This window comes from Mesorhizobium newzealandense (assembly GCF_042682145.1).
Taxonomy (GTDB): Bacteria; Pseudomonadota; Alphaproteobacteria; order Rhizobiales; family Rhizobiaceae; genus Mesorhizobium; species Mesorhizobium newzealandense.
The window spans coordinates 67,202-79,590 of sequence record NZ_JBHUGZ010000001.1 but is presented as its reverse complement, the minus strand read 5'-3'; the positions used below and the strand labels follow the sequence as shown (position 1 = coordinate 79,590).

The following is a 12,389-nucleotide window of genomic DNA, read 5'->3' as shown; positions in this document are numbered from 1 at the left end:
GGAGGATCATGCGGACGATATCGCCTGCACGGAGGATTTGACCGGCAGGCGATCGTGACTAGGATTGGCCGATGTCGCCTGAAACCCAAAAGCTTCTATCTGCTCTCGACGGTCGGCTGGGCGCGGGCAGTGTGCTCGCCGGCTCCGACGTTGACCAGCGTTATCGCGACGATCCCGACGGCAAGCTTGGCGCTCTCCCGGAAGCGGTGCTGCGCCCGCGCGACACCGATGGTGTCGCGGCAGCACTCGCCGCATGCAACCGCCTCGGTCAGCCGATTGTCGTGCAGGGTGGGCGTACCGGGCTGACGGGTGCCGCGCGTGTGCAGCCGGGCGAGGTCGTGCTGTCGCTAGAGCGCATGACCGGCCTTGCCGTTCCGGATCGCCAGGCTGCCAGCATCGTCGCCGAAGCGGGCACAACGCTGCAGGCGGTGCAGGAAGCAGCCGACGGCGCTGGGCTGATGTTCGGCGTCGATATCGGCGCGCGTGGTTCGGCCACGATTGGCGGCAATGTCGCCACCAATGCCGGCGGCATCCGCGTGCTGCGCTATGGCATGTACCGGGCGCAGGTGCTGGGGCTGGAAGCCGTGCTTGCCGATGGCAGCGTGCTGACATCGCTGAAAGGTCTGCCCAAGGACAATTCCGGCTACGACCTCAGCCAGCTCTTCATCGGCTCGGAAGGGACGCTCGGCGTCGTCACACGTGCCGCGCTCCGGCTGCATCCGAAGCCGGTTTCCGAGGTGAACGCCTTCTGCGCGCTGTCTTCGCTTGACGCGGCGATCGCCCTGCTTGGGCTGCTCCGGCAAAAGCTCGGCCCACTCTTGTCAGCCTATGAGGTCAACTTCGCGCCGCTCTATGACGCCATGGTCGCCAGCATGGACATGCCGGCGCCGCTGCCGGCGGGTTCATCCGTCTACGTGCTGGCCGAGATCCAGGGCAGCGAACCCGAACGCGACGGCGAGCGCTTCGCCGAGGTCTTGATGCAGGCGGTCGAGGATGGCGTGGTCGACGACGTCGTCGTCTCGCAGTCACCGCGCGAGGTCCGGGCGCTGTGGGCCGTGCGCGAGGACGCCAATCGCGTCCTGTTTTCGATCAAGGGTCTGGTCGGGGTGGACATCAGCATCCCGCTGATGCGGATGGGAGCTTTCCTGCGGGACGCGGATGCTGCCATCCATGCCATGGATCCCGGCGCCGACATCTATGTCTTCGGTCATCTCGGCGACGGCAACCTGCACTACCAGGTTCGCACGGTCGATCCGGCGGCGGCATACGACATCGTCTATCGCGGAGTGGCGGCAGCCGGCGGCGGCGTTTCGGCCGAACATGGCATCGGCCTCGACAAGAAGAAGTGGCTGCATCTGGTCCGCAGCGATGCCGAGATCGCTGCGATGCGACGGCTGAAGGCAGCCCTTGACCCCAGAAACATCCTCAATCCGGGACGGGTCTTCGACCTTGGCCCATCGGTTCAGAACGGATAGTGCTGGCCTGGATCCTCGATCGTCACCCAGCGTAAATCGGTGAACTCAGCGATCGATGCCTTTCCGCCGAAGCGGCCATAGCCCGAGCCCTTGACGCCGCCGAACGGCATCTGCGCCTCGTCGCCGACGGTCGGGCCATTGATGTGGCAGATGCCGGCTTCGATGCGCGCGGCCACCGCCATCGCACGCTTGATGTCGCGGCTGAACACGGCTGACGACAGGCCGTATTCGGTGTCGTTGGCGACACGCACGGCCTCATCCTCACCCTTCACCCGGATCACCGGCTTGACCGGCCCGAAGGATTCTTCGGCATAGACGCGCATGGCCGGTGTGACATGGTCGCGCAACGTTGCTTCCACCACGGTACCGCTGCGCTTGCCACCGGCCACCAGCCTGGCGCCCTTGGCGACGGCATCAGTTATGAGTTCCTCCATCTTGTCGGCCGCCTGGCTGGTGATCAGCGAGCCCAGCACGACATGGCCGCGCGGGTCGCCGGCCGGCAGCTGCGACGCGCGGGCCGCCAGCTTGGAAACGAATTCATCGGCGACCTTCTCGTCGACGATCAGCCGTTCGGTCGACATGCAGATCTGACCCTGATGCATGAAGGCGCCGAAGGTGGCGGCGTTGACCGCCGCATCGATGTCGGCGTCGTCCAGCACCAGCAGCGGTGCCTTGCCGCCGAGTTCGAGCAGCGCCGGCTTCAGGTGCCGGCCGGCGAGTTCGGCGATGATTCTGCCGACCTTGGTCGAGCCGGTGAAGTTGACGCGCTTGACCGAGGGATGCGCGACCAGTGCCTCGACAATGCCGGCAGCGTCCTTCGGATCGTTGGTGACGACATTGATGACGCCCTTCGGCAGGCCGGCCTCGACCAGCACCTGGCCGATCAGCCGGTGCGTGCCGGGGCACATTTCGGATGCCTTCAGCACCACCGTGTTGCCACAAGCGATCGGCATCGCGATGGCGCGTGTGCCGAGAATGACCGGCGCGTTCCACGGCGCGATGCCGAGGCACACACCGGCCGGCTGGCGGATCGCCATGGCCAGCGTACCTGGCTTGTCGGAGGGGATGATCTCGCCCGAAATCTGTGTCGTCATCGCCGCCGCTTCGCGCAGCATGTTGGCCGCCAGCATGACGTTGAAGCCGGCCCAGGGTCCCGTTGCGCCGGTTTCTTCCATCATCAGCCTGGTGAACTCGCCGACCTTCGATGCCATGACGTCAGCCGCCTTGCTCAGCAAGGCGCGGCGCTCACCCGGCCCGGTCTTCGACCACGCCGGAAAGGCGGCTGCGGCGGCTTCGACCGCGGCATTGGCATCGGCAACGCTGGCCGCTGCCGCGCGCGTGGCCAGCCTGCCGGTGAACGGATCCATGCGCTCGTAGGACGCTGCGCCTGAGGCAGCCCGTTCGTCGCCGTCGATCAGAAGTCCGATATCCATGACTGTCTCCATCGCTCCCCGTGGAGCGTATTATTTTTGGGTTAGAATTCGAACATTTCGGCGTTGATCGATGCTTCGAGGCCACCATCGACCGGCACGTTGGCGCCGTTGATCCAGCGGGCGCCGTCCGAACACAGGAACAGCACCACCGGCGCGATATCGCCCGCGGTGCCGGCGCGTCCGACCCTGGCAATGTCGCTGTCGACACGGGCGTCGCCGAGCACGGTGCGGAACTGTTTCAGGATCGGCGTTTCGACCGGGCCGGGGCTCACCGCGTTAACACGGATGCCGCGGCGCTTGAACAGGTCCTGATGCGCCGCGCGGAAAGTCCACAAGAGCAGCAGTTCCTTGGAGACGGGATAGCCTTCCTCGTTCCTGACCGCGTGGTCGCAGACCACCTCGGCGACATCCGGAAAACCTTCGATGCCGACCATCGAGGCGGCGCGGTTGAGATTGGCGCGCCAGCCATAGCCGGCGATCGAGGCGACGTTGACGATGGCGCCGCCTTCGCGAAGTCTCGGCGCGAGACCTTCCGAAAGCGCCCGCAGCCCGAAGAAGTTGACGGCCAGCGTCGATGCCGCGCCGGTGCTGCCGGACAGGCCGGCGACATTGCAGAGCGCGTCGATGCGTTGCGGCAGGCGCGCGATGAGATCATCGACGCCGGCCTTGGTGGAGATGTCGGCCTTGACGAAACTGCCAACCGCCGCAGCCGGCTCACGCACATCGACGCCGATCACATCGGCACCGAGCTGGCCGGCGAGTTCCGCCGTGCGCGCGCCGATGCCGGAGGCGACACCGGTGATAAGGATGGTCTTGCCGAAGAGCATGGTCACGCCTTTTCCTGATGCATCGTGGTTTGTTGTGGCGAAGGCGTCGCCTCGCCATCGGCGGTGTCCGCGGCGAGCCTGACGCGATAACCGACCGGCAGCAGGCGCAGGCCAAAACGCTCCTCGATCGTCCCCCACAGGCCGCGCGGCAGGAAGAGCGAGAACAGCACGGCCGTGGCGCCGAGGCCGACCAGATACCAGACGCCGGTGCCGCCGAACCAGGTTTCGATGAGGAAGAACACCAGCGCGCCCAATATGGCGCCCTCGAAGGTGCCGATGCCGCCGACCAGCACCATGAAGATCATGTAGGCGGTCCATTGCACGTTGAAGTAGGTTTTCGGCTGGAAGGTGATCGAGGTCGCCAGCCATAGCGCGCCGGCAATGCCGATGCCGAAGGCGGCAAGCACGAACAGCAGCCGCTTGGTGCCGGTGACGCGCACGCCGACCGAGGCTGCGGCATCCTCATTGTCCCGGATCGCGCGAATCGCGGCGCCCGTGCTGCCGCGCAGCAGGCCAAACAGGATGGCGAGCAGCGCGGTCATCGAGGCCAGTGCCAGCCAGTAGATCGTCGCCCGCCTAGTGCCGGAATCATAGACATTGAGCGAGATCAGCGACGTGCCGGTTTCGCCCTGCACCAGCCGGTCGAGATTGACCAAGAGATGCGTCAACGCTGCGATCACCCACATGCCGATGGCGAACTCGCCGTTCCTGAGCCGCAGCATGAACAGCGACAGCGGGATAGACACCACGCCGACGACTATTCCCGAAGCGAACAACGCCAGGAACGGGTTGAGGCCGGCATCGGCCAGCCGGATGGCAAAATAGGCGCCGAGCCCGAAGAACACCTGCTGCCCGACCGAGACCAGGCCGCCGAAGCCGGCCAGCGCATTCCACATCGCCGCCAGGATCACATAGATGAACAGCGCCGTCATCCGGTCGACCGCGCCGGCCGACAGGACCTGCGGTGCGATCGCGAGCAGCGCGATGATGACGGCGACGGCAATGGCGGCGATCCGCGACGTCGCTGTACCGCGCTCGATGACAGACATGGGGGCGGATGCGCTCATGACGTCTCCCTGGACGGCAGGCGCAACAGGCCGCGCAGGCCGAGGCCGGACGCGGACAGCCGCACGAACAGCACGACGAGGAAGACAGCGTGGCCGCCGATCAGAAACCCTTGCGGATGCACTTGCGCGCCGAGCGTCTGCGCAAGTGCCAGCACGATGCCGCCGATCAGCGTTCCCCACAGCGAACCGGCGCCGCCGATCACCGCCGCCTCGAAGGCGAACAGCAATTGCGGCGCGCCGGCATAGGGATCGAAGGTGGCGCGCATGCCCAGGAACGCGCCGGCAAGACCAACCGTGACCATGGCGATGGCGGCGGCAATGGCATTGGCGCGGCGTGCGTCGACACCGACCAGGCCGGCGGTGTCGGGGTCTTCCGACGTGGCGCGGATCGAGCGGCCAAGCCTGGTGCGGGTGAGGAACAGCTGCAGCCCGCCAAGCAGGATCACGGCGGTGACGAACATGATCACCGCGAGCTTACCGACATAGATGCTGCCCGGCCATTCCCAGGAGTCATAGGACAAGCTGCCGATGTAGGGCGCCAGCGAACGGGTGTCGGCGCCGAACTGCTCGAACAGCAGATTGTCGATGACGATGGCGAGGCCGAACGTCGTCAGGATCGGCAGCAGGGCTCCGCCGCGCGCGCTGCGGTCGAGCAGGAAGCGCTGCAGCGCCCAGCCGATCGCTGCCATCAAGGGCAGCACGATGATCAGACCGACAAAGGGCGAGATGTGGAACCGCGAGGCCAGCCACCACAGCGCATAGGCAGAGAACACCGCAAGGCTGCCATGGGCGAGGTTGATGATGCGCATCACCGAAAACATGAACGACAGGCCGCATGCGATCAGCGCGTAGTAGCCGCCGAGAAGGATGCCCTGGATGATCTGGTTGCTCATGCGGGAACGCTCCCGGTGCTTTTCCGGTGCAGGCCGAAATAGGCTTTCGTCACCTCGTCGCGCGAAACCTCCTTGCTCGGCCCTTCGAGCGCGACACGCCCTTCGAGCATGCAGATGACCCTGTCAGATACCGCGAGCGCCCTGTTGAGGTCCTGCTCGACCAGGATGATCGTCGTGCCCGAAGCGATCAACCCTTGCAGCGCCGCGTAGACACGATCGACGATCAGCGGTGACAGGCCGAGCGAAACCTCGTCGAGCAGCAGCACGTCCGGACTGCTCATCAAAGCGCGGCCGATCGCCGTCGCCTGCTGCTCGCCTCCCGAAAGGTGGCCCGTCCTGGCATGGCGGCGCGGCTTCAAATTGGGGAACATCTCCAGCACCTTGTCGACGCTCCTGTCGCCCGACCGGCCGGCAGTCTTGCCGAGCAGAAGGTTCTCCTCGACCGTCATCTGCACGAACAGTTTTCGCCCTTCCGGCACCAGCGCGATGCCCATGCCGACGCGCCTGTGCGACGGCACGTTGGTGAGATCGGCGCCGTCCAGCAGCACGCGGCCGGCAGCCGGTTGATGCGCACCGGCGATCGCCCGGAGCAGCGTCGTCTTGCCGGCGCCGTTTGCGCCGACCAGCGCCAGCGTCTCGCCGCGTTCGATGGTGAAGCTGACGCCACGCACCGCCTGCAGCAGGCCATGCCGGACAACCAGGTTCTCGACCGAAAGCAGGCTCATTTCGGGCCTCCGCCGAGATAGGCGCGAACGACCTCGGGGTCGGCCATCACCGTTTGCGGCTCGCCGTCGGCGATGATCTTGCCGGCGTCCATGCAGATCAGCCGCTCGGCCACCTGCAGCAGGATATGCACGATGTGCTCGATCCAGACGATGCCGATCTTGCGCCGGCGCAATTCCTTGATCGTGTCGACCAGTTCGCCGGCTTCGCCATCGGTCAATCCGCCGCCGATCTCGTCCAGCAACAACAGCGTCGGTCTTGCGGCGAGCGCCCGCGCCAGTTCCAGCCGTTTGCGGTCCAGCAGCCCGAGCGTTTCGGCGCGCCGGTTGGCAACGCCCAGCATGCCGCACAGTTTCAGCGAGCCGAGTGCTTCCTCATAGGCCTCGTCGCGGCCGAGGCCGGCGCCATGCGAGGCGGCGACGAAGACATTCTCGAAGGTGGTCATGCCGCTGAACGGTTTGGGCACCTGGTGCGTGCGCACCAGGCCGAGCCGGCAGCGTTGCGTCGCCGACAGCGGCGTCACATCGCCGCCCTTGAAGCTGACCGTGCCTGAGCTCGGTGGAAAAGCCCCGGCCAGCACGCTGAGCAGCGTCGTCTTGCCGGCACCGTTCGGGCCGACGATGCCGACCGCCTCGTCAGCCGCCATGGTGAAATCGACGGCATCCAGCACAACGAGCGCGCCGAAGCGCTTGTGGATACCGGCGGCTGCGAGGATCGCCTGTTGTTGCGGTTGGGTCACCAGGCGATCCTCGTCAGCGGTCCATCAGCCGTTGTAAGGCAGAAGCTTGGCTTCGACGGGTACTTTCGGGTCCGTGGCGTTTTCGGTCACCACATAGTCGAGCGGGAACTTGCTGCCTTCCTTGGCGGCCACCCACTGGGTGCCGATGATCGGGCCGGGCGAGACGTTGGCCACCGGGCCGCTGGTGAAGTCGACCTTGCCGATCATCGTCTCGGTCTTGAGCGTGCTCAGCGCCTTGGCCACTGCCGCCTTGTCCTTGGTGTCGCTGCTTGCCTTCAGCGCCTCGAAGCCAGCGTCGAGCAACGACATCGAGGCGCCGAGCTGCTGCGTCCACTGCTTGCCGCTCGCCGCCTCATAGCCGTCGGCCAGTTCGGCGCCCGAAACGCCAGTCAGCGGCGACTTGTACGGGAAGGCCTTGTGCCAATAGGCGGCGCTCGAAATCTTCATGCCGAGATCGCCGAGCGCCTCGATGTCGGACGGGAACAGCCCGGTCTTGGCGACCTGGCAGATCTTGATCTGCTTGATCAGGCCTTGCTGTGCCGCCTGGCGCCAGAACGCGGCGAAATCCGGCGGGATCGGGAAGGAATTGAAGATCTCGACGCCTTCCTGCTTGAACAGCGCGATCTGCGAGGAATAGTCGGTGGTTCCGGTTTCATAGGCGCCGGGATCGACGATGGTGAAGCCTTGCTTGGCCAGCAGCGGCGCCAAATGGGCGCGGATGGCGTTGCCGTCGGCGTCGTTCGGATACATGACGCCGACCTTCTTGTTGGTCTCGATCAGGTTCCATTGCGAGATGTAGGTCTTGAAGAACTCGCCGACGCCGAAGCCAAAATGATAGGTCCATTTGAACGGCGAGGGCGCGCCGGGCTTGGCGCCACGGCCGAAATACCAGGCTTCCCAGGGCATCACTGTCGATAGGCACGGCACGCCGGCGGCTTCGCAGGCGTCGGCCACTGGATTGATCACCTCGGGCGTCGACACCGCCAGCATCAGGTCGATGGCCTGGTTGTTGATCAGATCCTTGGCCAACTGACCGGCGCGTGACGGATCGGATTGCGTGTCCTGGTCGAGGATTTCGACGCTGTATTTCTTGCCGCCGATGTCGAGGCCGCCGGCCAGCGCCTTGCGGGCCAGATCGAGCACATAGCCGTCGGTCTGGCCGAAACCGGCAAGCGGACCGGTGCGCGGGCTGACGAAGCCGACCTTGAGCGTGTCGCCGGCTTGCGCAAAGGCGCTGCGGCCGCCAAGCGTGAGCGCCGCGCCGCCGGCGATCGACGTGGCGATGAACTGGCGTCGCGACATACCTGGAATGGTGGATCTGCTGGCGTGGGTCATCTGTTCCTCCCTCTGTGGTGGCGCATTGCGGCAACCACCGGTTCGTTCAACGCTTGAGACGGTGATCCACCGCCACCTTTCCCAGCCAAACATCGATGGCCGCATGGCTGTTCGCCCTGATCTGGCAAGGCTGCAGCGCGGTGTGGCCGATGGCGACGAATGGCACGATTTTTGATCCTCCATCGTCACAGTGCACTACGGGTTTGGTTCGGTAAAATGATATTTTGCGGTGTTTCATTAACCCCGGGGTTAGGAAACCGCGCAGCCGAAACGACGTCCGGTTGGAAGTTCCGCGTCGTCAGCTGCCTTGCGTTGCCGCCTCGCGGATGGTCTGCAGCAGGATGGAGAAGGCCGGCGAGGGTGCTGTGTCCGTGCGCATCGTCAGGCCGACCGGCCCCTTGGTCTCCTCGGTGTTGACCGGCAAGGCGACGAAGGCGCCACTGCCGAGTTCGTTGGCGACGACGCCGGCCGAAATGATCCAGACGGCGTTGCTCTGCCGCAGGAAGGCGCGGCCGAAGGAATCCGAGACGGTTTCGATCTCGGTTGCCGGTGCCGTCATGCCGTTGGTGATGAACAGCCGGTCGACGAAGGGGCGGATGACCGATTCCCGTGTCGGCATCAGCATCGGGAATTCGTCGAGCCGTGCGAACACATCCTGATCCGGATCAAGCAGCGGATGTCCCGACCGCACCACGAACAGCACCTGTTCGGAATAGAGGTGCTCGAAGAAGAAACCGGTCATGTTCTCCGGCGCCGCCAGGCGTCCGACAACGAGATCGAGCGCGCCGGTGCGCAATTGTTCGAGCAGCACCGCGTTCTCGCCGGTGACGATCTTGATCGCCGCACCGGTGCCCTCCCTGAGAAACAGGGTCATGGCAAGTGGCATCACCCGCGCCGAGACCGTCGGCAGCGCGCCGATGCGGATCGGATGACGGTTGATCGCCCCGTTCTGCCGGACGGAATCGACGCCTTGCTTGAGCGCCGTGATCGCCGTGCCGGCATGGCGAAGGAAGATCTCGCCGATGCGCGTCAGCCTGATGCCGCGGCCGTCGCGTTCGACCACCGCCACGCCGAGCGCCTCTTCCAGTTCGCGCAATGTCTTGGTCACCGCCGGCGGGCTGACATGCAGAAGATCGGCAGCTCTCGCCACGCTTCCCTGCCGTGCGACTTCCAGGAATGCCTGCAGGTGACGGAAGCGGATGCGGCCTTCGGACATGGATTTGATAACCCCTGAGTTAATGAAGTGGCGCAAAATATCATTTTACCGAACCAAATGCCTTGTGCAATGTGGAGATGGAGGACCGAAATCGTGCCATTCGTCACCATTGGCGGCATCACGCTGCACCACCGTCGCATCGAGGCGAACGGCAGGGCACGCCCGGTCGTGTTCATCAATTCGCTCGGCACCGACTTCCGGATCTGGGACCATGTCCTGTCGATCCTGGACGGGGAAATGCCCTTGCTGGTCTATGACAAGCGCGGCCACGGGCTCTCCGATATCGGCGACATCAGGTCGATCGACGATCATGTCGACGATCTCTGCGCGCTCATCGATCATTTTGGGCTGGGCAAGGTCGTGCTGTGCGGCCTGTCGGTCGGCGGCATGATCGCGCAAGGATTTTATATCAGGCGCCCTGAAATGGTCGAGGGCCTGATCCTGTGCGACACAGCCCACAAGATCGGCACGACGGACAGCTGGAATACGCGCATCGCGACAGTCGAAAGCAAGGGCATCCAGGCCATTGCCGATGGCGTGCTCAAAGTGTGGTTCACCCCCGCCTTCCATTCGGCGCGTTTGGCCGAGTTGGACGGCTATTGGAACATGATGACCCGGCAAGCGCTTGCCGGTTACATCGGGACTTGCGCGGCAGTGCGCGACGCGGATTTCACCGACGCCGCACGCCGCATCGCGGTGCCGACGCTTTGCATTGCCGGCGACCAGGACGGCTCGACGCCTCCCGACCTTGTCCGCTCGCTGGCCGCTCTCATTCCCGGCGCGCGCTTCGAGATCATCCGCGACGCCGGACACATTCCTTGTGTCGAACAGCCCGAGGCGCTGGTCGCCCTGATCCGCAATTTTGTCGCATCGCTTGCCCCTGGAGCAGAAACCCATGGATGAAGTCCCCGGCAACGCCGCCAGATATCTCACGGGCCTCGCGGTGCGGCGGTCCGTGCTCGGCGACCAGCATGTCGACCGGGCCGAGATTGCCGCCACCGATTTCGACCAGCCTTTCCAGGAACTGATCACCGAGGCAGCCTGGGGAACGGTGTGGGCACGACCGGGCTTCACCAAGCGCGAGCGCTCGATCGTCACGCTGGCGCTGCTGGCCGCACTCGGCCATGATGAGGAGGTCGCCATGCATGTGCGCGCCACCGTCAACACCGGTGCTTCGCGCGACGATATCTGCGAAGCGTTCCTGCATGTCGCCATCTATGCCGGCGTGCCGGCCGCCAACCGTGCCTTCAAGATCGCCAAGGACGTGTTTTCGGAAATGGACGGAGCCAGGAATGCCCGCTGAGTCCGGCTCGAACCGGAGGCCCGAGACCGGCGCCTTCTTCCAGCGCGACCGGACCTGGCATCCGCCGGCGCTGACGCCGAACTACAAGACCTCCGTGCTGCGCTCGCCGCAGAAGGCGCCGCTCGCCTTCGACAACACGCTGTCGGAAATATCCGGTCCGGTCTTCGGTCACGCCATGCTCGGCGAACTCGACGCCGACCTGATCCACAATTTCGCCAGACCTGGCGAGAGTGCCATCGGCGAGCGCATCATCGTCTATGGGCGGGTGGTTGACGAACGCGGCGTTGGCGTGCCCGGCGCGCTGCTCGAATTCTGGCAGGCCAATGCCGGCGGCCGCTATCGCCACAAGAAGGACGGCTATCTGGCGCCGCTCGACCCGAACTTTGGCGGCTGCGGCCGCGCCATCACTGGTGAGGATGGTGGCTATGCCTTTCGCACCGTCAAGCCCGGTCCTTATCCCTGGCCGAACGGTCCGAACGACTGGCGGCCCTCGCACATCCATTTTTCGGTCTTCGGCCATGGCTTTGCCCAGCGGCTGATCACGCAGATGTATTTCGAGGGCGACCCGCTGATCTGGCACTGCCCCATTGCGCGCGGCATCCCTGACAAGGCAGCCATCGAAACGCTGATCGCCACGCTCGACATGCAGGCGACGATCCCTTTCGACGCGCGCGCCTACAAGTTCGACATCGTGCTGCGAGGGCGCCGCTCGTCGCTGTTCGAAAACAGGCTGGAGGGCAATTGATGGCCCAGTCGCACGACAGGCTCAGGGAAAGCCCCTCGCAGACCGCCGGACCCTACGTCCATATCGGGCTGACGCCCAATTTCTGCGGCATCGGCGGCGTCTATCCGACCGACCTCGGTGCGGCCATGGTCAACGACAAGACCAGGGGCGAGCGCATCGGCCTGCGCATCCGGGTGCTCGACGGCACCGGTACGCCGCTGAAGGACGCGCTGATCGAGATCTGGCAGGCGGATGCGGACGGGCTTTACAATTCGCCGGCGGAATTGCGCGGCGCTGCCGATCCGAACTTTTTCGGCTGGGGCCGCTGCCCGACCGACATGGACACCGGCCTGTGCACCTTCGAGACGATCAAGCCGGGCCGCGTGCCATCCAGGGATGGCCGCCTGATGGCGCCGCACATCACGCTCTGGATCGTCGCCCGCGGCATCAATCTCGGTCTGCACACGAGGCTCTATTTTTCCGACGAGGAAAAGGCCAATGCCGAGGATCCGATCCTGGCGCGCATCGAGCACCGCATTCGCGTGCCGACGCTGATCGCCGAGCGCACCGGCGATATTTATGTCTTCGACGTCCATCTCCAGGGGGAGAAGGAAACGGTCTTCTTCGACAGCTGATGCTCTGGAGACCCGCGAC

The 12,389-nt window shown here is 65.1% G+C and carries 13 protein-coding genes; 5 read left to right on the top strand and 8 right to left on the bottom strand.

What is annotated here, in order from left to right:
* Positions 1–71: 71 nt before the first annotated feature.
* A complete protein-coding gene (locus ACFSOZ_RS00355; RefSeq protein WP_379092113.1) occupies positions 72–1,475 on the top strand; it encodes an FAD-binding oxidoreductase in 1,404 nt (467 codons plus the stop codon).
* On the opposite strand, the gene ACFSOZ_RS00350 is transcribed toward ACFSOZ_RS00355, so the two are convergent.
* The 8 genes from ACFSOZ_RS00350 to pcaQ form a co-directional block, all read right to left on the bottom strand.
* Positions 1,463–2,908 (bottom strand): aldehyde dehydrogenase, encoded by a 1,446-nt coding sequence (locus ACFSOZ_RS00350; RefSeq protein ID WP_379092110.1) that lies wholly within the window; start codon positions 2,906–2,908, stop codon positions 1,463–1,465. The genes ACFSOZ_RS00355 and ACFSOZ_RS00350 overlap by 13 nt on opposite strands.
* Before the next feature lie 41 nt (positions 2,909–2,949).
* On the bottom strand, positions 2,950–3,735 hold the full coding sequence (locus tag ACFSOZ_RS00345; protein ID WP_379093761.1) for a coniferyl-alcohol dehydrogenase: 786 nt from the start codon (positions 3,733–3,735) through the stop codon (positions 2,950–2,952).
* Between the two features lie 2 nt (positions 3,736–3,737).
* Positions 3,738–4,802: a branched-chain amino acid ABC transporter permease gene (locus tag ACFSOZ_RS00340; RefSeq protein WP_379092108.1), complete on the bottom strand. Its 1,065-nt coding sequence runs from the start codon at positions 4,800–4,802 to the stop codon at positions 3,738–3,740.
* Positions 4,799–5,695, bottom strand: coding sequence for a branched-chain amino acid ABC transporter permease (locus ACFSOZ_RS00335; RefSeq protein WP_379092104.1), 897 nt, complete (start codon positions 5,693–5,695; stop codon positions 4,799–4,801). The genes ACFSOZ_RS00340 and ACFSOZ_RS00335 overlap by 4 nt, the downstream gene beginning before the upstream one ends.
* Positions 5,692–6,420, bottom strand: a complete 729-nt coding sequence (locus tag ACFSOZ_RS00330) for an ABC transporter ATP-binding protein (RefSeq protein WP_379092101.1) — start codon at positions 6,418–6,420, stop codon at positions 5,692–5,694. Before ACFSOZ_RS00330 ends, ACFSOZ_RS00335 begins: the two co-directional genes overlap by 4 nt.
* Positions 6,417–7,160 carry an ABC transporter ATP-binding protein gene (locus ACFSOZ_RS00325; protein WP_379093758.1) on the bottom strand — a complete coding sequence of 248 codons (744 nt, stop codon included), beginning with the start codon at positions 7,158–7,160 and terminating at the stop codon, positions 6,417–6,419. The genes ACFSOZ_RS00330 and ACFSOZ_RS00325 overlap by 4 nt, the downstream gene beginning before the upstream one ends.
* Before the next feature lie 21 nt (positions 7,161–7,181).
* On the bottom strand, positions 7,182–8,459 hold the full coding sequence (locus tag ACFSOZ_RS00320) for an ABC transporter substrate-binding protein (protein WP_379093755.1): 1,278 nt from the start codon (positions 8,457–8,459) through the stop codon (positions 7,182–7,184).
* 331 nt (positions 8,460–8,790) lie between these two features.
* Positions 8,791–9,708 (bottom strand): pca operon transcription factor PcaQ, encoded by a 918-nt coding sequence (pcaQ, locus tag ACFSOZ_RS00315; protein ID WP_379092098.1) that lies wholly within the window; start codon positions 9,706–9,708, stop codon positions 8,791–8,793.
* A 93-nt stretch (positions 9,709–9,801) separates the two neighbouring features.
* Between pcaQ and pcaD the strand changes: the two genes are divergently transcribed.
* The 4 genes from pcaD to pcaG are packed head-to-tail and all read left to right on the top strand — an operon-like array spanning position 9,802 to position 12,370.
* The gene (pcaD, locus tag ACFSOZ_RS00310) at positions 9,802–10,611 is read left to right on the top strand and encodes a 3-oxoadipate enol-lactonase (RefSeq protein ID WP_379092095.1); all 810 of its coding nucleotides are present in this window, start codon (positions 9,802–9,804) and stop codon (positions 10,609–10,611) included.
* The gene (gene pcaC, locus ACFSOZ_RS00305) at positions 10,604–11,011 is read left to right on the top strand and encodes a 4-carboxymuconolactone decarboxylase (RefSeq protein WP_379092092.1); all 408 of its coding nucleotides are present in this window, start codon (positions 10,604–10,606) and stop codon (positions 11,009–11,011) included. The genes pcaD and pcaC overlap by 8 nt, the downstream gene beginning before the upstream one ends.
* Positions 11,001–11,756 carry a protocatechuate 3,4-dioxygenase subunit beta gene (pcaH, locus tag ACFSOZ_RS00300; RefSeq protein WP_379092089.1) on the top strand — a complete coding sequence of 252 codons (756 nt, stop codon included), beginning with the start codon at positions 11,001–11,003 and terminating at the stop codon, positions 11,754–11,756. The genes pcaC and pcaH overlap by 11 nt, the downstream gene beginning before the upstream one ends.
* Positions 11,756–12,370 carry a protocatechuate 3,4-dioxygenase subunit alpha gene (pcaG, locus tag ACFSOZ_RS00295; RefSeq protein WP_379092086.1) on the top strand — a complete coding sequence of 205 codons (615 nt, stop codon included), beginning with the start codon at positions 11,756–11,758 and terminating at the stop codon, positions 12,368–12,370. The genes pcaH and pcaG overlap by 1 nt, the downstream gene beginning before the upstream one ends.
* Positions 12,371–12,389: the final 19 nt, after the last annotated feature.